The organism is Pantoea sp. Cy-639 (assembly GCF_011752525.1).
Classification (GTDB): domain Bacteria; phylum Pseudomonadota; class Gammaproteobacteria; order Pseudomonadales; family Pseudomonadaceae; genus Aquipseudomonas.
In genome coordinates this window covers 37,606-55,111 of record NZ_VWXI01000018.1, presented here as the reverse complement: position 1 = coordinate 55,111, position 17,506 = coordinate 37,606, and the positions used below count along the sequence as shown (strand labels likewise).

Here is a 17,506-nt window from a genome sequence, read left to right as displayed (position 1 = left end):
CGCCTTTTTCGTGCCAGGCCATGACGTTTTTCAATTGCCTCGATGCCGTTTCCTGCATTGTCGTGCAGAGCGCCGTGCCGGATGCTTTATTTACTCCGACACACCGCTATCGCACCCACCGAGGCCCGCATGAAGAACGTCGAACAAATCCTCAAAGCCAAGTCCCAGCATCAGACCGTCTACACCATCGGCCCCAACGATTCGGTGCTGGAGGCCTTGAAGCTGCTGGCAGAGAAGAACGTCGGTGCATTGCCGGTGGTGGAGAACGACCAGGTAGTGGGGATCGTCAGCGAGCGTGACTACGCCCGCAAGCTGGTGCTCAAGGGCCGCTCCTCGGCGGCGACGCCCGTGCGCGAGATCATGAGTTCACCGGTGGTCACCGTGGAGCCCAAGCAGAATCTCGAATACTGCATGAACCTGATGACCAACCGTCACCTGCGCCACTTGCCAGTGGTGGACAACGGCGAACTGCTGGGGCTGCTGTCGATCGGCGACCTGGTCAAGGAAACCATCGCCGAACAGGCCAGCCTGATCCTGCAGTTGGAGCAATACATCCGCGGCGAATGAGGCTAATGGTAGGCGCGCTCGAGCTCGTCCAACTGATGGTCGAAGCTGCGCAGGCGTGCCGACCAGGTATACACCAGCACCTCCAGGTCGCGGTTGAGCACGGCGGTGTTGCCACCGTCGCGCGCCGGCGCATCGCACAGGTCCAGCTGGTAGCGCTCGCGCGCCATGGCCGTGGCCACGCTGGACAGGTCACGGGCATTGGCCAGCCAATGGTGATGATGGTCGTGGACCTCCCGATCGAGCTCCCGGCACTGACGCTTGAGCGCATCCAGGCTCTGCTCCAGCGGCGTGCCCTTGAGCTCGCCCATGACCTCCTCGAAGGTCCGTCCCGAATGCCAGTAGCTGCCCCAGAAGTAACGGTCGAACACGGTCTCGACCCGGCGCAGGGCGACCTTGGTGTTCCAGATGGTCAGCAACGTGCGCCCTTGCGCCACCTCACGGCGATTCAAGCGCAGGTATTCCCAGGCGACCCACGCCAGGCCGCACAACGCCACCGCCGCGGTCACGGCGGCGGCGGCATAGAGAAACTGCACGGCCTCGCTCATGTGCTGAGTGTGCCGAATACCGTAGAAGTAGCCGACGGTCAGGGTGCCCAGGATCGTCACGGTGCACCAGAAACCCGGTGCGTAGGGATCTTTCATCGCGCCATCCCCTTTTGTTTCTCCTGAGCATAGCAATGGCCCACCCGCTGGCAGGTGCCGCTCGGCGCTTTATTTACGGGGGCGGCGCAGGGCTTCGTTGAGCTGGTCGAACAGCTCCGCCCAATCGGCATCGTCACCGATGCTGTCGCGCAGGAAGGCCCGCTGGGCATCATTCCAGAATGGCGCATCTACCAGTTTCACCTCCGACTTGAGCGGGGAATGGCTGGTGATGAACTGGTCGATGCCGACAGGATCGTCCGCCAGGCCCAGTTGCTTGAACAGTTCGGAAAACTTGTGGATCGGCGCTTCCATGGTTCGCTCCTTGGCCCGGGCCGATCGTCCACGACGCCGGCCCGGCAATGGTTGATGGTCATCAGCACAGCTCGCGCACCTCGGCGTGCGGTACCAGCTTCAAGTATTGCTCCATGCTCATGTGGATCAGGTGATCGTGGTCACCCGCCTCGAAGTAGACATCGCCCTGGCGGGTCAGCGTGCGGTCCAGCAGCATCGGGATATTGTAGGCGTCACCCAGTGCCGGTACCGCGCCGCGCTCGCAATCGCCGAACAGGCTCGGCAAGGCGCTCTCGCGGGTCAGTTGCCAGGCACCAGTCATGCGGACTTCGGTCATGTCCAGGTGCCGGCTGGCTGGCAGCACGGCCATGATGTAGTTGCCATGGCGGTCGTCGAGCACCACCGACTTGGCGACCCGCTCGGCCGGCACGCCGGCCGTACGCGCCGACTCAAGGCTTGTGGCCGAATGTGGATGGGGAATGATGTCGTAGTCGCAGTTGGCCTGGTCCAGGCGCTGCTTCAGGGTCTTGGCCATACGCATGGTGCACCTCCGGTTTAGCCCCCACTGAGAAGTTTAGGCCGCATGGCGACAGCCACGACTAAACTTCAGGAACAGGTACCGACGAGGTGACGACAGGTGATCGCACGTGGCGCGCGCTGGTGGCTGCTGTGGCTGATGCTGGGCCTGGCCCCGGCGGGCCTGGGCGCACCCGGCGCCAGCGTATGGTTGCTGAGTGTCGACGACGCCATTGGCCCGGCCAGCGCCGACTACCTGCTCGGCGGGCTGGAGCAGGCCAAGGCACAGGGTGCACAACTGGTGGTCATTCGCCTCGACACCCCCGGCGGTCTGGACAGCGCCATGCGCCAGATCGTCAAGGCCATCCTCGCCAGCCCCGTTCCCGTGGCCACCTACGTCGCCCCTGGTGGCGCTCGCGCAGCCAGCGCCGGGACCTACATCCTCTATGCCAGCCATGTGGCAGCGATGGCGCCAGGCACCAACCTCGGCGCCGCCACGCCCGTGCAGCTCGGCGTGCCCGGCATGCCTGGCAAGGAACAGAAGCCCATGTCTGGCGCCGACGACACCCTGGCCCACAAACAGATCAACGATGCGGCAGCCTACATCCGTGGCCTGGCGCAGCTACGCGGGCGCAACGCCGACTGGGCAGAGCAGGCCGTGCGCGAAGCGGTGAGCCTGTCGGCCAGCGAAGCCCTGCGCCTGAAGGTGATAGACCAGATCGCCGGCGACCTGCCCGAGCTGCTGCGCCAGCTCGATGGCCGTGCCCTGGTCGTCGCCGGACAGCCGCTGGTGCTGCATACCGCCGGCGCCACCGTGATCGAGCATCTGCCGGACTGGCGCACGCGCCTGTTAAGCGTCATCACCAACCCCAGCGTGGCGCTGATCCTGATCATGATCGGCGTCTACGGCTTGTTGTTCGAATTCATCAATCCTGGCTCCGGCGCCGGAGGCGTGATCGGCGGCATCAGTCTGCTGCTGGCGTTGTATGGCCTGCAGATGCTGCCGGTCAACCATGCTGGCGTGGCGTTGATCCTGCTTGGGCTGGCGTTCATGGTCGCCGAGGCGTTCCTGCCCAGCTTCGGCGTGGTCGGGTTCGGCGGCATCATCGCCTTCATCGCTGGCGCGGTGATCCTGATGGACACCGACGCCCCCGGTTTTGGCATCCCACTGGCGCTGATCGTCACCCTGGCGGTGGTCTCGGCGCTGCTGCTTGGCGGCCTGCTGGGCATGGCACTCAAGGCGCGGCGACGGGCGCTGGTCAGTGGCGACGCCGGGCTGGTCGGCAGCCTGGTAACCGTCACCCAGGTACAAGCGGACAACCCATTCTGTGGCTCGGTGCAGGCCCAGGGCGAACAGTGGCAGGTGCGCTGCGCGACGCCATTGCTGCCGGGCCAGCCTGTGCGTATCACCGCCCGCCACGGCGTGATCCTGGAAGTCAGCGCCATGCCACCAACGGCGCAAGGAGAATGAAGATGTTCATGCAATTCGGTTTCGGTACCCTGCTGGTGCTGTTGGCGCTGGTACTGCTGTCGGCGCTGCGCATCCTGCGCGAGTACGAGCGCGGCGTGGTGTTCCAGCTGGGACGCTTCTGGCAAGTCAAGGGACCCGGGCTGATCATCCTTATCCCAGGCGTGCAGCAGATGGTGCGGGTCGACCTGCGTACCGTGGTGCTCGACGTGCCCCCGCAGGATGTGATCACCCGCGACAACGTCTCGGTCAAGGTCAACGCTGTGCTCTACTTCCGGGTCCTCGACCCGCAGAAGGCGATCATCCAGGTCGAGGACTTCCTCGTCGCCACCAGCCAGTTGGCTCAGACCACCCTGCGCGCGGTGCTTGGCAAGCACGAGCTGGACGAGTTGCTGGCCGAGCGCGAGCAGCTCAACGCCGATATTCGCGCCGTGCTCGACGCGCAGACCGACGCCTGGGGCATCAAGGTGGCCAATGTCGAGATCAAGCATGTCGACCTCAACGAGTCGATGGTCCGGGCCATCGCGCGCCAGGCCGAAGCCGAGCGTGAACGCCGGGCCAAAGTGATCCACGCCGAGGGTGAGTTGCAGGCGTCCGAGCAGTTGATGCAGGCCGCGCAGATGCTGGGCAAGGAGCCTGGCGCCATGCAACTGCGCTACATGCAGACGCTGGGGTCGATCGCCGGGGACAAGACTTCGACCATCGTCTTCCCGTTGCCGGTGGACTTGCTCAAGGGGCTGGTCGACAAGCAACGCTGAAACGACATGCCTCGCAGAAACCAGGCATCGGGCTCCTGCGGGGCATGGTTTGCGTCAGATAGGCGCGCGGCGCAAGGTCGCGAGGAAGGTCGCGGCACCGATGAACAGCCCGGCGAATGTACGGTTCAGGCGTTTCTGCTGCTTCGGTGTACGCAGCAGGCGCAGTACTCGCGCAGCCAGCCCGGTGTAGCCGGCCATCACCAGCAGGTCGACGCTGATCATGGTCACGGTGATCGCCAGGTACTGTGGCAGCAGCGGCTGGTGCGGGTTGATGAACTGCGGCAGTACCGCAAGCATGAACACCAAGGCCTTGGGATTGCTGACGTTGACCAGGAAGCCGCGGAACATCAGGCTCAGCGGCTTGCCGATGGGCCGCACCCCGGACTCATCGCTCATGTCCATGGGTAACGCCCGCCATTGCTTGTAGGCGAGGTAGATCAGGTAGGCGACGCCGAACCACTTGATGACCTGGAAGGCCGTGGCCGAAGCGGCGAGGATGGCGCCGACACCTGCGGCGATGACGGCAATCTGCACGATCAGCCCCAACTGCAGGCCCAGGGCATTCCAGTAACCACGCCAGAATCCGTACTGCAGCCCGCTGGACATCGAGGCAATGGCCCCGGCGCCCGGCGACAGGCTGATCACCCAGCACGCGGCAAAGAAGGCCAACCATGTTTCCATCGACATCGCACACCTCGCTCGAGCATTTGTTGCAAAACGTTAAGCTACGGTGCTGATGAAAAAATGACCAGCGGTTTTTGCGTGGCCTTGGCAAAACCATCGCGGGGCAAGCCCGCTCCCACGATGGCTGTGGCAGAGGGCTTGCCCCGCAATGGCATTGACTGGCTTGGCCGACGTCTCGGTCAGGACAGCGCCTCGAGCTCGGCCTGCATGCTTTCCAGGGTTTCCAGGGCCTCCATCCAGGCTTCCTCGAGTTCGCCTTCACGCTGCTTGAGCTTGGTCTGGCGAGCCAGCAGGTCGCGCAGTTCGTCCTTGCGCGCCGCCTCGTAGAGACCACTGTCACCCAGCGCGGACTCGATCTCGGCCAGTTGCGCATGCACCTGGTTGAGCTCGCTTTCCAGCTTGTCGGCGGCCTTCTTGTGCGGCGCCAACTGCTGGCGCAAGGCCGCGGCGGCCTGGCGCTGAGCCTTCTTGTCGGTTTTGTCGGGGTTGGCCGGCGCATTGCTGGCCGGCGCGCTGCGCTGGCGATACTCGACCAGCCAGCGGCTGTAGTCGTCGAGGTCGCCATCGAAGGTATCGACCTTGCCATCGGCTACCAGCAAGAAGTCGTTGGTGGTGCTCTTGAGCAGATGACGATCGTGGGAGACCACCACCACGGCACCGGCGAACTCCTGCAGGGCCATGGTCAGGGCCAGGCGCATCTCGAGGTCGAGGTGGTTGGTCGGTTCGTCGAGCAGCAACAGGTTCGGCCGCTCCCAGGCGATCAGCGCCAGGGCCAGGCGCGCCTTCTCGCCACCGGAGAAATTGACCACCGGCTCATCGACACGATCGCCGTGGAAGTCGAAACCACCGAGGAAATCGCGCAGGGTCTGCTCACGCTCGGCCGAGGCAATCCGCTGCAGGTGCAGCAGCGGACTGGCCTTGTCGTCCAGGGAATCGAGCTGGTGCTGGGCGAAGTAGCCAACCGCCAGGTTCTCGCCACGCACCAGGCGCCCGGCAAGCGGTTGCAGCTCGCCGGCGAGGTTCTTGATCAGGGTCGACTTGCCGGCACCGTTGGGGCCGAGCAGGCCGATGCGCGCACCCGGGGCCAGCTGCAGCTTGACCTTCTCGAGGATGGCCTTGTCGCCATAGCCCAGACGGCCCTCGGACAGGTCGAGCAACGGGCTGGAGATCTTTTCCGACTCACGGAAAACGAAGTCGAACGGCGAATCGACGTGGGCCGCCGACAGCTCTTCCATGCGCTCCAGGGCCTTGATCCGGCTCTGTGCCTGACGGGCCTTGGTGGCCTGGGCCTTGAAGCGGGCAATGTACTTTTCCATGTGCGCACGCTGCGCCTGCTGCTTCTCGTACGCCTGCTGCTGCTGTGCCAGGCGTTCGGCGCGGGTGCGCTCGAAGGCACTGTAGCCGCCCTTGTAGAGGTTGAGCTTGCGCTGCTCGACATGCAGCACATGGTCGACCACGGCATCGAGGAAGTCGCGGTCGTGAGAGATCAGCAACAGTGTGCCCGGGTAGCCCTTGAGCCAGTCCTCGAGCCAGAGGATGGCATCGAGGTCCAGGTGGTTGGTCGGCTCGTCGAGCAGCAGCAGGTCGGACGGACACATCAGCGCCTGCGCCAGGTTCAGGCGCATCCGCCAGCCACCGGAGAAGTCTCCGACACGGCGATCCATCTGTTCGTTGCTGAAGCCGAGGCCGGCCAGCAGCTTGCGCGCACGGGCATCGGCGGTATAGCCGTCGGCGCTATCGAGCTCACTGTGCAGGCGCGCCAGGGCTGTGCCGTCGTGGGCCTGCTCGGCGGCGGCCAGGTCAGCCTGGACCTTGCGCAGACGGGCGTCGCCGTCGAGCACATAGTCCACGGCGATGCGGTCAAGGGTATCGACCTCCTGGCGCATGTGGGCAATGCGCCAGTCACCGGGCAGCTGGCAGTCGCCGGCGTCAGGCGAAAGCTCGCCGCGCAGCAAGGCGAACAGGCTGGATTTACCGGCGCCGTTGGCACCGATCAGGCCGGCCTTGTGACCGGTGTGCAGGGTCATCTCGGCGCCTTCTAGCAGGCGCTGTGGACCACGCTGTAAAGTGAGGTTCGATAGTCTGATCATGATGGTCGCGGAGTCTACCAGCTTCGCCGATCACTGGCGCGAGTGAAACCATGCACACCGACCTGTGGAATCACGCCTTGGCCCTGTACGCACGGCCAGGTGTCGAAGCGGCCTGCCTGGCCCTTCAGGAACTGGGCGCCGATGTCTGCCTGCTGCTATGCGGTACCTGGCTGCAGGCACGTGGCGTGCCCCCCGACGCACAACGACGGCAAGCCCTGCATGCGCTGGCCGGCCCCTGGCAGTTGGACGTGGTCGCACCACTACGCACACTGCGCCAGCAATGGCGCGAACAGGCACAGGGCGATCCGCAGTTGAACGGACTGCGTGCACAGGTGAAGCGTCTGGAATTGCAGGCCGAGCGTACCTTGCTGGAGCGTCTCGAGCAGTTGGCACAAGACTGGCCGACAGGGCTGGACACGGATGAAGACTGGTTGGCCTGGCTGGCACCGGACCAAGGACGGGGCCACGACGCGCTGCATCAACTGCGCGTCGCGGCCCGTGGGCTTCAGGAGGCCGAGGAAGGCGACTGAGCCGGGGTGCTGGCGGGTGCCGTTGCCGAGGTGCTGGCTGGCGCGGTGCCGGTCGCAGTTGCAACTGGCGCGGCCGGCTTGGCCGGGGCTTTGGCGGCAGCAGGCTTCGCGGCTGGTTTGGCCGGCGCCTTGGCTACGGCAGGTTTGGCTGCCGGCTTGATAGCAGCGCTTTTGGCCGGGGTCTTGGCAGCAGCAGGTTTCGCGGCAGGCTTGGCGGCTGCGGTCTTGGCCGGGGCCTTGGCTACGGCGGGTTTAACAGCAGCTTTCGCAGCCGGCTTGGCAGCGGCAGTCTTGGCCGGGGCCTTGGTGGCGGCAGGTCTGGCGGCGGGCTTGGTAGCCGGCTTGGCGGCTGCGGCCTTGACCGGCGCCTTGGTAGCGGCAGGCTTGGCTGCAGCGACCTTGGCCGGCGCCTTGGTTGCAGCCGGTTTGGCGGCGGTAGTCCTGGTCGGCGCCTTCGCTGCGGCAGGCTTCACAACGGGTTTGCCAGCAGCGGCTTTGGCTGGAGCCTTGGCTGCAGCGGGTTTCGCGGCGGTCTTCGGCGCACTGGCACGCTGGTCGAGCGCTTTCGAGGCCGCCTCGCGTACCTTGCCGACACCCTGGGCCAGTTTCAGGCTTTCCTGGGCATCACGCTTGAGCTGCTGGATATAAGTGCGGGTCTGACTCTGGCGATCCTTGAGCGCGTCGAGCAGGTCTTCAAGTTCGCCGGCGGCTTTCTGCGCCTTGCCTTGCGCCTTGGCTTTACCGGCCTTGGCGGCGTCCTGCAACTTCAGACGGGCGTTATGCAGTTTTTCCTGAGCCTTGCCACGTTGTTTTTCCAACTTGGTCAGTAGTTTCTCGGCATCCGCCAGCGCTTGAGAGCAGGCATCTTCCAAATGTTCGAGCAGGCTGCCCGAAAGTTGCTGGAGCAGGTGCAACGGCGTACTTACTGGCTTCTTTTTGGCCGACATGGTTTACCTCCTGGCTGACGAGAGTGCGGCTCATACTATGCTTCTGCTGCTACCGCCGCTAGGGCATGTTGACAGTATCAGTAACGCCGCGTTGCATGCCTGGGCAAAGTTATTATCTTGCAGCACCGAGCAAGTGTAGTTGCCCCTTAACAACGCGCTGATATTTACACATGTCGGCGCGACAAGGCTGGCATACTTCGGCCTCATTGCAAGGAGTCGACCGTGCCTCGTTACCTGCTTATCGGACTTTGCCTGCTGGCCCCGCTCGCCCAGGCCACCAGCGAAACCAGCCCAGCCAACGACAACGACCTGGCCTACAGCCTGGGCGCCAGCCTGGGTGAACGCCTGCGCCAGGAAGTGCCCGGACTGCAGCTCGATGCCCTGGTCGATGGGCTGCGCCAGGCTTACCAGGGTGAACCGCCACGCATTGCGAAGTCGCGCATGCAGGCCATCCTCCAACAGCACGATGAACAAGCCAACGCCGCAGCCGAACAGGCCCAGGTCGATAAACTGCAGACCGCCGAAAAACGCTTCATGGCCACGGAGCGCGCTGGTGCCGGAGTGCATGAACTGCCAGAGGGCATTCTCTACAGCGAGCTGGTCAGTGGCACCGGGGCGCAGCCCAAAGCCAGCGGCAGCGTGCAGGTGCGCTACGTGGGCAAGTTGCCGGACGGCACGGTGTTCGACCAGAACCAGCAACCGCAGTGGTTCAAGCTCGACTCGGTGATCGAAGGCTGGCAGGTGGCGTTGCCACGGATGAAGGCGGGCTCGAAATGGCGACTGGTGATCCCTTCGGCGCAGGCCTACGGCGCCGACGGTGCGGGCGACCTGATTGCGCCCTACACCCCGCTGGTATTCGAGATCGAGCTGATCGCGGTGGCCGACTGAATCAGGCCTGCACCGCGGCGTCCTCTTGCTTGTGCGCGTTGTGCAGCACTTCGATCAGGCAGTCCTCCAGTTCGAAGCGCTCATGCAGCAGGCCGCCGAGCTTGGCCAGCTTTTCGGCAAAGCGCTCGGTATCCTTGCACTCGCCCTTCTCGCAATGGTCATTGAAAGCCAGGGCGATCTGCGTGCTGTCGTCGATACGTGGGTTGATCTGTTTAGCCAGCTCCAGCGCGCCGGTGTCACCAAATGCCTTGGCTTCACTGACCAGTTGCTCGCTGACCTCGAAGTGCCAGGCTGATACATAATCGACCAGCACCGCACAGAAATCGCGGTTCTTGTGCTTGTCGGCGAACGCCGGCCTGGCATCGCGCAAGGCGCGGAAGGCTTGCACCAGCTCCTGGCGCTCCTCCAGCCAACGATCGATCAGCTTGTGAACACCGCCCCAGCGTTCCTGGGCGTTCTGGCAACTATCGAGCATGGCGATCTCTTCCCTTCTGGGTAAATGCCGCTGCACCTCGCGACACAAGTCCGTGGCACAAAGGTGACATCAGCAGACGGCATCGAGCAGTTGTGTTTTCGGTGTACGTGCTGGGAGATTATTCCCGCGCGACCTGCCCATCAAGGTACGCAGTAGACAAAGTTCATACAAGCGTTTAATCCCCGTGTGCCCCGCCACTGGTCGAGCGATCCGGCTCGCCTTGTTCTGGATCAAGCCTTCGCGCTGTTGCGCAAGCGATAGGCCACGAGCCAGCCAAGGGGCAAGGCCGCAAGCAGCAGGAACGCCAGCAGGCTCCATTCGGGCAATGTCAGGTCGAGGAAGCTCCAACTGATCGAAACACAGTCCGGGCTACCCAGCAGGAAGTGATGCAGGATTTCTCCCAGAGGGCGCTGCAGCAGTTGTCCGACCGGCCTGTGGCACCCCTCCAGCGCCAGTGGCTCGGCTTGCAGCCAGACATGTCGCCCCGCCAGCAGCGCTCCCCCCAGAGCCGTCAGCAATGCCAGCCAGGCATAACGGCGCAAGCCAGCAGTTCCCGGCCCGTGGACGATGGCCAGCAGACAGACCACAGCATAGAGCGCCAGCATCAGACGCTGGCTGAAGCACAATGCGCAAGGCATCAGGCCAACGACCGACTCCAGGCGAAAAGACGCCACCAGGACCATCATGGAGGCCAGGAAAGCGGGAAGGAAAAAGCTGCGCAGGCAGGCCAGCGACATGGGCAAATGATGTCCGCAAGTGGGAAAAGTGAACTGAAACGGTAGAGGAAAGCGGCGCTTTGTATCAAGGCACTACGATGCCGACAAGTCGCTGATTGACAACGAATCGCTACAGAGCGATGTCAGATCCGTCCGACGAGGGCGAAGGATACTTCGACCAGGTATGCAGGAGAAGCAGGACCCGCGAGCAAGCGGGCCCTGTACACGGGCCGATCAGGCGCGCACGGCTTCCGGCAGGGGCAGCGCCAGCAGACGCTCATCCAGCATGCCCAGGCCTTCCTGGAACAACTGGTTGCTGCGCTCGGTTTCTCCCAAGCCCGCCAGCAAACGCGCCAATTCGGCACACGCCTCAGGATTGCGCTCCAGGCGCAAGCTGCTCTCGAAGTAGTCACGAGCCTTGCCCCAGAGACGGTTCTGCAGGCTCAGGCGACCAAGGGTAAGCAGCAGGCTAGGGTCCTGCGGATGTGCTTTGAGCCATCCTTCGGCAGTCTGCAATTGACGCGCCGGGTCCTCGCCTTGCACCAGACCGTACAGCCGCGCCAGGTGGCTTTCATAATCACGCTTGAGTGCCGCCCTGAGCACCTGTTCGGCATCAGCCTGGGCCCCGGCCTGGCGCAGTTGCTCGGCATAGGCCAGTACCAGTTGCGGCTCCTGGCGCTGGGCACTGGTCAGTTGCTGCCAGGCCCGCTCCAGCGCCTGACGCGCCGTCTGCGGGTCATCGCCACGGGTAGCCGCCAGGCCAAGGTTCTGCCCCCACGCCCGCCGCTCCAGATCGGCCAGCTCACTGGCCGGCAACACCTTGTGCTTGCGCAGGTCCGGCAGCAGGCGAATCAGCGCGGGCCAATCCCCGCGGTCCTGATGCAGGCGCTGCAACAGACGCAACACCTGGGCATTGTTGGGATGGCGCTCCTGCATGGCTTGCAGGGCATCCAGGGCTCCTTCGCTCTCGCCGCGATCCATCTGCAACTGGGCGTGAGTCAGGGCAATGGCCAGTTCGGCCTGCGGCTGGCGCTCCAGTGCCCGCTCGAGCAAGCTGTCCCGCTCCTCGACACGTCCCTGCTCATTGGCCGCACGGGCCGCACCAAGGTAGTAGAGCAGTGGCTGGCTGGCATTTTCGGCCGCCCGTTGCAAATGGCGCTGGGCACTGCCCCAACGTCCCTCGGCCAGGTCCAACTGGCCCTGCTCGACGGCGATACGGGTGCGACGACGACGGTTGCGCCTGGACCAAGGGTTGACCACGCCAGTGGAAGTCAGCACCAGGCCGACCAGATAACGCAGCAGCAATAGCAGCAAGACGATACCCACCAGCGCCCCCAGTGCCGCCCACAGGCCCGACTGGTAGCGGAAACCGCCATAGGCGATCAGCACGTAGCCGCTGTGCTTGGCAATGGCGATACCCAGCGCCGCGGCGATGACGATCGCCAGCACCGCCAACAGGTAGGCACGCTTCATGGCTTGCCTCCCTCGGCCTGGGCCGGCAAGTGGCGGCGCTGGATATAAGCCTGCACTGCCGCCAGGCTCTCGCTCAGGTCAGGGGTCACCACCGACACCGGTTGCTCGGCAAGCTGGTTGAGGCTTTCGAGCATGGCCTTGCTCTGCGGGTTGTCGGCATTGAAGTTGGCCAGCAACACGCTGCGCGCATCATCCAGCGCTTGCGTATAGACCTTGGCCTCGCCATTGAGCGCGGCCCACTGGGCCTGCTCGATGGTCAGGCTGAGTGCCAGGCGCAGCTGGTTGAGCGACTGCCCCGAAAGCAATGGGCGTACGTTGTCGTCGGCATTGAATTCGATCTGGAAGTACTTGGAGATCTCCGCCCACCACTGCGACCAGCGGCTGGCGCCATCGCCATCGGCGGTCAGGGCGCCCAGGGCGTCGGCCTTGCCGTCGAACTCCGGGGACTGGGCACTGAGCTGCTGGACCAGCTCGCGCTGGGCGGCAAGCTTGAGGAACAGCCCGGTACGATCCGGTTGCTGGGTGTTGCCGAGGGTCGCGAGGCTGCGCGCCAGTTGTTCACGGGCGGCGAACGCGCCCGGGTCGCTCTGCTCGCGCAGAATCTCGTCGGCGCCCTCGACCAGGGCCTTGGCACTGGTGATGTCCTGCAACGCCGACAGGCGCAGGGTAGCCAGACGTAGCAGGTGCTCGGCCTCGGCCAGGCGCCATTCCTTGCGGCTTTCGCCCAGCACGGTTTCAAGTCGCTGGCTCAGCCGCTGCTGATCCCCCTGCAACTGCGCCACCAGGCGGCGGCGATCTTCCAGCTCGCTGGCCGCCGGCAGACTGGCGAGCTGCGTACTGATCTGCTGCTCGCGTTGCTGCAAGGCATCGGCACGCTGGTTGAGCGCCTGCAGGTGCTCACTCTGCCCCTGCTCGCTGCCTTGCAACTGGCGCACCTGCCAGACGCCCCAGCCGCCCACCGCGACGCCGGCGGCGCCCAGCAGCAGGGCCAGCAGCGCCAGGCCATTGCCGGAACGGCGCTCAGGCTTGGCGGTGGAGGTTTGCGGCGCCTCGGAGGCCGCGGGCTGTTCAGTGTTGGGCAAGACAGTTTCGCTCACGTATCCATCCTTTGCATGGGGGCGCATCGCTCTCTAGCTTAGCGCCTTAAGGGGCAGGTGCAGCGCTTCGCTGCACAGCTGCCAGCAAGGCCGCGGCGCTGGCGCCACGGCAATCCACAATCTGAAGGGCCCCCAGGGCCCGGGCCTGCTCGGCGACCCGCGGGCTAGGCACGAACAGCGGCAAGCGCGCCAGCCGAGGCCAGTCCTCGCCCGCCAGGCGGTGCAAGTGCTCGAGCCCCTGCCCACTGCTGACCACCAGGCCATTGAGGCGTTCCCCGTCGATCAGCCGGGGCAACCTGGCGGCCGGGTATTGCGGCAGGCAACGACGGTACAGTTCCAGATATTCGACACTAGCACCTTGCTCTGCAAGACGCTCGGCCAGCAATTCGCGCCCCCCCTCACCACGGACAATGACGACGCGAGCCGTAGGAAACGCGGCAGCCTCGCGCAATCCTGGTAGCTCGAGCAAGGCCTCGCTGTCATCACCGGCTGTAGGGAAAGTCACCAAAAGCCCACGCTCCTGTAGCACCCGCGCGGTGGCCTCGCCCACGGTGAACCAGCCCGTGGAGGGTGGTTCGATACCCGCACGATCGAGTTGCTCGAGCAACAGCCGGGCCGCGGGCTTGCTCACCACGATGAGTGCCTGGGCCTGCCCGAGAAGCTGCAGGCACTGCTGTTGCGCCGAACCCAGGCTCAAGGGCTCGATCGCCAGCAGCGGCAGACTGGCGCTGGCGATGCCCGCCGCGGCGAGCGACTGCGCCAGTGCCGCGCAGTCCTCTTCGGGGCGGGTCAGCAGCAGGCGCCAGTGGCTCACGGGTGACCGGCCTCGCCGTAGACTTCCTTGAGAATTGCCTCCGCGCCTTGGGCCAGCAGGGCTTCGGCCACCTGTACACCCAACGCCTCGGCACTGGCTCGCGGGGCGCGGGCATCGGCCACCAGCAGGGTACCACCGGAAGGCTGGCCAACCAGGCCGCGCAGCCACAGTTGCTCGCCTTCGAGCACCGCATAGCAGGCGATCGGCACCTGGCAGCCGCCATTCAGACGCTTGTTCAGGGCGCGCTCGGCCACTACCCGGTCGGCCGTATCGACATGGTGCAGCGGCGCCAGCAGCGCATGGATCTCGCTGTCGGCGCTGCGGCACTCGATACCCACCGCCCCCTGGCCTCCGGCCGGCAGGCTGTCGTCGACGCCGATGGTCGAGGTGATGCGGTCTTCGAAGCCCAGGCGAATCAGGCCGGCAGCGGCAAGGATGATGGCGTCGTATTCGCCGGCGTCGAGCTTGGCCAGGCGCGTGTTGACATTGCCACGCAGGAAACGGATTTCGAGGTCGGGACGGCGCGCCAGCAGTTGAGCCTGGCGGCGCAGGCTGGAGGTGCCGACGACGCTGCCGGCCGGCAACGCTTCGAGGCTTGCGAAGGTGTTGGAGACGAACGCGTCGCGCGGATCTTCGCGCTCGCAGATGCAGTACAGGCCCAGGCCTTCAGGGAAGTCCATGGGCACGTCCTTCATCGAATGCACGGCGATGTCGGCCTCGTTGTCGAGCAGGGCGGTTTCCAGCTCCTTGACGAACAGACCCTTGCCGCCAATCTTCGCCAGCGGCGCGTCGAGCAGCTTGTCGCCGCGGCTGACCATCGGCACCAGGGATACCCGAAGGCCCGGATGCGCCTGTTCCAGGCGGGCTTTGACGTATTCGGCCTGCCATAGGGCCAAGGCACTTTTACGGGTGGCAATGCGGATTTCGCGAGTGGACATGAAACGCCCCGATACAAGGAAATGCCGCCGATGATAACAGCTCCGCCAGTGTCGCCAGCAGACCCAGATCATCCACCCTCTCTGCCAAGGGCCGGGCCACCCGATTCAGAGCGACTGCATCATCTTGCGTACACCCGCCACATGGCGCCGGCTGACGGTCAAGGCGTCACCATTGAGCCCCTTGAGGTACAGCTGGAAATGCCCCAGCGGCGTGCGCTGCAGGCGCTCGATACGCTCACGGGCCACCAGCGCGTTGCGGTGGATGCGCACGAAACGGTCGCCGAATTCGTCCTCCAATGCCTTGAGCGGCTCGTCGAGCAGCACTTCGCCCGACTCGTGGCGCAGGGTGACGTATTTGTGATCGGCAATGAAATAGATGACCTGCCCCAGGGGAATCAGCTCGATACCCTTGCGTGTTCGCGCGCTGATATGGCTTCGCGGCCCGCCGCCGTTGTCGCCGGCGGGGCGGGTCAGTGCCGCGAGCTGAGCCCGGTTGGGGCGCTCGGCCCGACGCAGCGCATCGCGCAGGGCCTGGGCCTGGATAGGCTTTTCGACATGGCTCAGGGTGCTGTCCCTGAAGGCCTGGCTGCCGTATTCGTCGTCGCCGGTGCAGAACACCACGGCCGGCGGCGCTTCGCGCTCGCACAACCGGGCGGCGACCTGCAGGCCGTCGAGGCCGGCCATGCCGATGTCGAGCAGCACCACGTCGGGACGCAGGCTCTCGATCAGCGCCAGGGCCTCCTCGCCGTTGGTGGCGCTGGGCTCCATCACGGTGTAGCCCTCCAGCTCGCCGAGCAGCCGGCTCAGGCGTTCGCGGGCTTGGGGTTCGTCATCAACGATCAGGACATTCATAATTGCGCTGGATTCCTGAGTGAGTCTCGCACAGGTATAGCGTAGACAAGTGTGGGGTGACCGAAATCGCGGTCACGCTACAGACCGGTGCGAAGGCCAAAGATTCACTGTCCTGGCAGATTCGCTGCCAATCCTTTGTCCAACTGTAGACGCTCCGTGGAACACTGCCGTTCAATCGTTGAATCCGTTTCCCCCCTGATTCTCTCGTCCGCCGCCCTGCGGTGGCGGGTGCAACCCTGCTATGATCGGCGGCACTTTTCCGTTCACGCCTTCAACGAGTGAATCCATGAGCACCGACAAGACCAATCAGTCCTGGGGCGGCCGCTTCAGTGAGCCCGTCGACGCCTTCGTCGCCCGCTTCACCGCTTCGGTCGATTTCGACAAGCGCCTGTACCGCCACGACATCATGGGTTCGATCGCCCACGCCACCATGCTGGCGCAGGTCGGCGTACTCACCGCCGCCGAGCGCGACGCGATCATCGACGGCCTGAAGACCATCCAGGGCGAAATCGAGGCCGGCAGCTTCGACTGGCGCGTCGACCTGGAAGACGTGCACATGAACATCGAGGCGCGCCTGACCGACCGCATCGGCATCACTGGCAAGAAGCTGCACACCGGCCGTAGCCGCAACGACCAGGTCGCCACCGACATCCGCCTGTGGCTGCGCGACGAGATCGACCTGATCCTGGCCGAGATCACCCGCCTGCAACGCGGCCTGCTGGAGCAGGCCGAGCGCGAAGCCGAAACCATCATGCCCGGTTTCACCCACCTGCAGACCGCCCAACCGGTGACCTTCGGCCACCACCTGCTGGCCTGGTTCGAAATGCTCAGCCGCGACTACGAGCGTCTGGTCGACTGCCGCAAGCGCGCCAACCGCATGCCCCTGGGCAGCGCCGCGCTGGCCGGCACCACCTACCCGATCGACCGCGAACTGACCTGCAAGCTGCTGGGCTTCGAGGCCGTGGCCGGCAATTCGCTGGACGGCGTCTCGGACCGGGACTTCGCCATCGAGTTCTGCGCCGCCGCGAGCATCGCCATGATGCACCTGTCGCGCTTCTCCGAAGAGCTGGTGCTGTGGACCAGCGCGCAGTTCCAGTTCATCGACCTGCCCGATCGCTTCTGCACCGGCAGCTCGATCATGCCGCAGAAGAAGAACCCGGACGTACCGGAGCTGGTGCGTGGCAAGAGCGGCCGCGTGTTCGGCGCCCTGACCGGCCTGCTGACCCTGATGAAAGGCCAGCCGCTGGCCTACAACAAGGACAACCAGGAAGACAAGGAACCGCTGTTCGACGCCGCCGACACCCTGCGCGACTCGCTGCGCGCCTTCGCCGACATGATCCCGGCGATCAAGCCCAAGCACGCCATCATGCGCGAGGCGGCGCTGCGTGGTTTTTCCACCGCCACCGACCTGGCCGACTACCTGGTGCGCCGCGGCCTGCCTTTCCGTGATTGCCACGAGATCGTCGGCCACGCGGTGAAGTACGGCGTGGATACCGGCAAGGACCTGGCCGAGATGAGCCTGGACGAGCTGCGCCAGTTCAGCGACCAGATCGAGCAGGACGTGTTCGCCGTGCTGACCCTCGAAGGCTCGGTCAACGCCCGCAACCATATCGGCGGTACCGCACCGGCGCAGGTGCGCGCGGCGGTGACTCGCGGCCAGGCGCTGCTGGCTTCGCGCTGATCACGCCCTCGCGGGGCAAGCCCGCTCCCACAAGGCCTGGACAAGGCTCGTGGGAGCGGGCTTGCCCCGCGCTCGTTTAC

The 17,506-nt window shown here is 65.0% G+C and carries 19 protein-coding genes; 6 read left to right on the top strand and 13 right to left on the bottom strand.

Features of this window, described 5'->3' with window-relative positions:
- The first annotated feature begins 129 nt into the window (after positions 1 to 129).
- Positions 130 to 567 (top strand): CBS domain-containing protein, encoded by a 438-nt coding sequence (locus F3J43_RS20015; protein WP_166890842.1) that lies wholly within the window; start codon positions 130 to 132, stop codon positions 565 to 567.
- A gap of 2 nt (positions 568 to 569) precedes the next feature.
- Here the strand turns inward: F3J43_RS20015 and F3J43_RS20010 are convergent, their stop codons facing one another.
- The 3 genes from F3J43_RS20010 to F3J43_RS20000 form a co-directional block, all read right to left on the bottom strand.
- Entirely contained in the window at positions 570 to 1,208 is a 639-nt protein-coding gene (locus F3J43_RS20010; RefSeq protein ID WP_166890839.1) for an NADH:ubiquinone oxidoreductase subunit N, read from the bottom strand.
- Positions 1,209 to 1,277: 69 nt separating this feature from the next.
- Positions 1,278 to 1,520, bottom strand: a complete 243-nt coding sequence (locus tag F3J43_RS20005; RefSeq protein ID WP_166890836.1) for a DUF2789 domain-containing protein — start codon at positions 1,518 to 1,520, stop codon at positions 1,278 to 1,280.
- 61 nt (positions 1,521 to 1,581) lie between these two features.
- Complete coding sequence (locus F3J43_RS20000; protein ID WP_166890832.1) at positions 1,582 to 2,040, bottom strand: aminoacyl-tRNA deacylase; 459 nt, start codon at positions 2,038 to 2,040, stop codon at positions 1,582 to 1,584.
- Between the two features lie 96 nt (positions 2,041 to 2,136).
- On the opposite strand from F3J43_RS20000, the gene F3J43_RS24370 reads away from it, so the two are divergent.
- Together F3J43_RS24370 and F3J43_RS19990 are read left to right on the top strand one after the other, a co-directional pair.
- Positions 2,137 to 3,486 (top strand): NfeD family protein, encoded by a 1,350-nt coding sequence (locus F3J43_RS24370; protein ID WP_166890828.1) that lies wholly within the window; start codon positions 2,137 to 2,139, stop codon positions 3,484 to 3,486.
- A gap of 2 nt (positions 3,487 to 3,488) precedes the next feature.
- Positions 3,489 to 4,241 (top strand): slipin family protein, encoded by a 753-nt coding sequence (locus tag F3J43_RS19990; protein ID WP_166890825.1) that lies wholly within the window; start codon positions 3,489 to 3,491, stop codon positions 4,239 to 4,241.
- Positions 4,242 to 4,295: 54 nt separating this feature from the next.
- On the opposite strand, the gene F3J43_RS19985 is transcribed toward F3J43_RS19990, so the two are convergent.
- Both F3J43_RS19985 and F3J43_RS19980 read right to left on the bottom strand, forming a co-directional pair.
- Complete coding sequence (locus tag F3J43_RS19985) at positions 4,296 to 4,922, bottom strand: LysE family transporter (RefSeq protein ID WP_286184855.1); 627 nt, start codon at positions 4,920 to 4,922, stop codon at positions 4,296 to 4,298.
- 182 nt (positions 4,923 to 5,104) lie between these two features.
- Positions 5,105 to 7,015: an ATP-binding cassette domain-containing protein gene (locus tag F3J43_RS19980; RefSeq protein ID WP_166890819.1), complete on the bottom strand. Its 1,911-nt coding sequence runs from the start codon at positions 7,013 to 7,015 to the stop codon at positions 5,105 to 5,107.
- Between the two features lie 50 nt (positions 7,016 to 7,065).
- Here F3J43_RS19980 and F3J43_RS19975 point away from each other — a divergent pair, with 50 nt between their 5' ends.
- The gene (locus F3J43_RS19975) at positions 7,066 to 7,545 is read left to right on the top strand and encodes a TIGR02444 family protein (RefSeq protein ID WP_166890816.1); all 480 of its coding nucleotides are present in this window, start codon (positions 7,066 to 7,068) and stop codon (positions 7,543 to 7,545) included.
- Here F3J43_RS19975 and F3J43_RS19970 read toward each other — a convergent pair.
- Positions 7,521 to 8,492, bottom strand: a complete 972-nt coding sequence (locus F3J43_RS19970) for an AlgP family protein (RefSeq protein ID WP_166890813.1) — start codon at positions 8,490 to 8,492, stop codon at positions 7,521 to 7,523. The genes F3J43_RS19975 and F3J43_RS19970 overlap by 25 nt on opposite strands.
- Before the next feature lie 222 nt (positions 8,493 to 8,714).
- On the opposite strand from F3J43_RS19970, the gene F3J43_RS19965 reads away from it, so the two are divergent.
- Positions 8,715 to 9,380: an FKBP-type peptidyl-prolyl cis-trans isomerase gene (locus F3J43_RS19965; RefSeq protein ID WP_166890810.1), complete on the top strand. Its 666-nt coding sequence runs from the start codon at positions 8,715 to 8,717 to the stop codon at positions 9,378 to 9,380.
- A gap of 1 nt (position 9,381) precedes the next feature.
- Here the strand turns inward: F3J43_RS19965 and rsd are convergent, their stop codons facing one another.
- From rsd to F3J43_RS19930, 7 genes are all read right to left on the bottom strand, one after another.
- A complete protein-coding gene (rsd, locus tag F3J43_RS19960) occupies positions 9,382 to 9,855 on the bottom strand; it encodes a sigma D regulator (protein ID WP_166890805.1) in 474 nt (157 codons plus the stop codon).
- Positions 9,856 to 10,085: 230 nt separating this feature from the next.
- Positions 10,086 to 10,592, bottom strand: a complete 507-nt coding sequence (locus tag F3J43_RS19955) for a disulfide bond formation protein B (RefSeq protein WP_166890803.1) — start codon at positions 10,590 to 10,592, stop codon at positions 10,086 to 10,088.
- Between the two features lie 213 nt (positions 10,593 to 10,805).
- Positions 10,806 to 12,044: a heme biosynthesis HemY N-terminal domain-containing protein gene (locus tag F3J43_RS19950; RefSeq protein ID WP_166890800.1), complete on the bottom strand. Its 1,239-nt coding sequence runs from the start codon at positions 12,042 to 12,044 to the stop codon at positions 10,806 to 10,808.
- The gene (locus tag F3J43_RS19945; RefSeq protein WP_166890798.1) at positions 12,041 to 13,141 is read right to left on the bottom strand and encodes a uroporphyrinogen-III C-methyltransferase; all 1,101 of its coding nucleotides are present in this window, start codon (positions 13,139 to 13,141) and stop codon (positions 12,041 to 12,043) included. Before F3J43_RS19945 ends, F3J43_RS19950 begins: the two co-directional genes overlap by 4 nt.
- Positions 13,142 to 13,187: 46 nt before the next feature.
- On the bottom strand, positions 13,188 to 13,955 hold the full coding sequence (locus F3J43_RS19940; protein ID WP_166890795.1) for a uroporphyrinogen-III synthase: 768 nt from the start codon (positions 13,953 to 13,955) through the stop codon (positions 13,188 to 13,190).
- On the bottom strand, positions 13,952 to 14,893 hold the full coding sequence (gene hemC / locus F3J43_RS19935) for a hydroxymethylbilane synthase (protein WP_166890792.1): 942 nt from the start codon (positions 14,891 to 14,893) through the stop codon (positions 13,952 to 13,954). Before hemC ends, F3J43_RS19940 begins: the two co-directional genes overlap by 4 nt.
- 105 nt (positions 14,894 to 14,998) lie before the next feature.
- Complete coding sequence (locus F3J43_RS19930) at positions 14,999 to 15,745, bottom strand: LytR/AlgR family response regulator transcription factor (protein ID WP_166890789.1); 747 nt, start codon at positions 15,743 to 15,745, stop codon at positions 14,999 to 15,001.
- Between the two features lie 286 nt (positions 15,746 to 16,031).
- On the opposite strand from F3J43_RS19930, the gene argH reads away from it, so the two are divergent.
- Complete coding sequence (argH, locus tag F3J43_RS19925) at positions 16,032 to 17,426, top strand: argininosuccinate lyase (RefSeq protein WP_166890786.1); 1,395 nt, start codon at positions 16,032 to 16,034, stop codon at positions 17,424 to 17,426.
- Positions 17,427 to 17,506 lie beyond the last annotated feature (80 nt).

Excerpts from the sequence above, each read along its gene's own strand:
- rsd (WP_166890805.1), bottom strand. The coding sequence starts at position 9,855 with ATGCTCGATAGTTGCCAGAACGCCCAGGAACGCTGGGGCGGTGTTCAC.
- F3J43_RS20005 (WP_166890836.1), bottom strand. The coding sequence starts at position 1,520 with ATGGAAGCGCCGATCCACAAGTTTTCCGAACTGTTCAAGCAACTGGGC.
- argH (WP_166890786.1), top strand. The coding sequence starts at position 16,032 with ATGAGCACCGACAAGACCAATCAGTCCTGGGGCGGCCGCTTCAGTGAG.
- F3J43_RS20000 (WP_166890832.1), bottom strand. The coding sequence starts at position 2,040 with ATGCGTATGGCCAAGACCCTGAAGCAGCGCCTGGACCAGGCCAACTGC.
- F3J43_RS19975 (WP_166890816.1), top strand. The coding sequence starts at position 7,066 with ATGCACACCGACCTGTGGAATCACGCCTTGGCCCTGTACGCACGGCCA.
- F3J43_RS19955 (WP_166890803.1), bottom strand. The coding sequence starts at position 10,592 with ATGTCGCTGGCCTGCCTGCGCAGCTTTTTCCTTCCCGCTTTCCTGGCC.
- F3J43_RS19990 (WP_166890825.1), top strand. The coding sequence starts at position 3,489 with ATGTTCATGCAATTCGGTTTCGGTACCCTGCTGGTGCTGTTGGCGCTG.
- hemC (WP_166890792.1), bottom strand. The coding sequence starts at position 14,893 with ATGTCCACTCGCGAAATCCGCATTGCCACCCGTAAAAGTGCCTTGGCC.
- F3J43_RS19970 (WP_166890813.1), bottom strand. The coding sequence starts at position 8,492 with ATGTCGGCCAAAAAGAAGCCAGTAAGTACGCCGTTGCACCTGCTCCAG.
- F3J43_RS20010 (WP_166890839.1), bottom strand. The coding sequence starts at position 1,208 with ATGAAAGATCCCTACGCACCGGGTTTCTGGTGCACCGTGACGATCCTG.
- F3J43_RS19980 (WP_166890819.1), bottom strand. The coding sequence starts at position 7,015 with ATGATCAGACTATCGAACCTCACTTTACAGCGTGGTCCACAGCGCCTG.
- F3J43_RS19985 (WP_286184855.1), bottom strand. The coding sequence starts at position 4,922 with ATGGAAACATGGTTGGCCTTCTTTGCCGCGTGCTGGGTGATCAGCCTG.
- F3J43_RS19950 (WP_166890800.1), bottom strand. The coding sequence starts at position 12,044 with ATGAAGCGTGCCTACCTGTTGGCGGTGCTGGCGATCGTCATCGCCGCG.
- F3J43_RS20015 (WP_166890842.1), top strand. The coding sequence starts at position 130 with ATGAAGAACGTCGAACAAATCCTCAAAGCCAAGTCCCAGCATCAGACC.
- F3J43_RS19930 (WP_166890789.1), bottom strand. The coding sequence starts at position 15,745 with ATGAATGTCCTGATCGTTGATGACGAACCCCAAGCCCGCGAACGCCTG.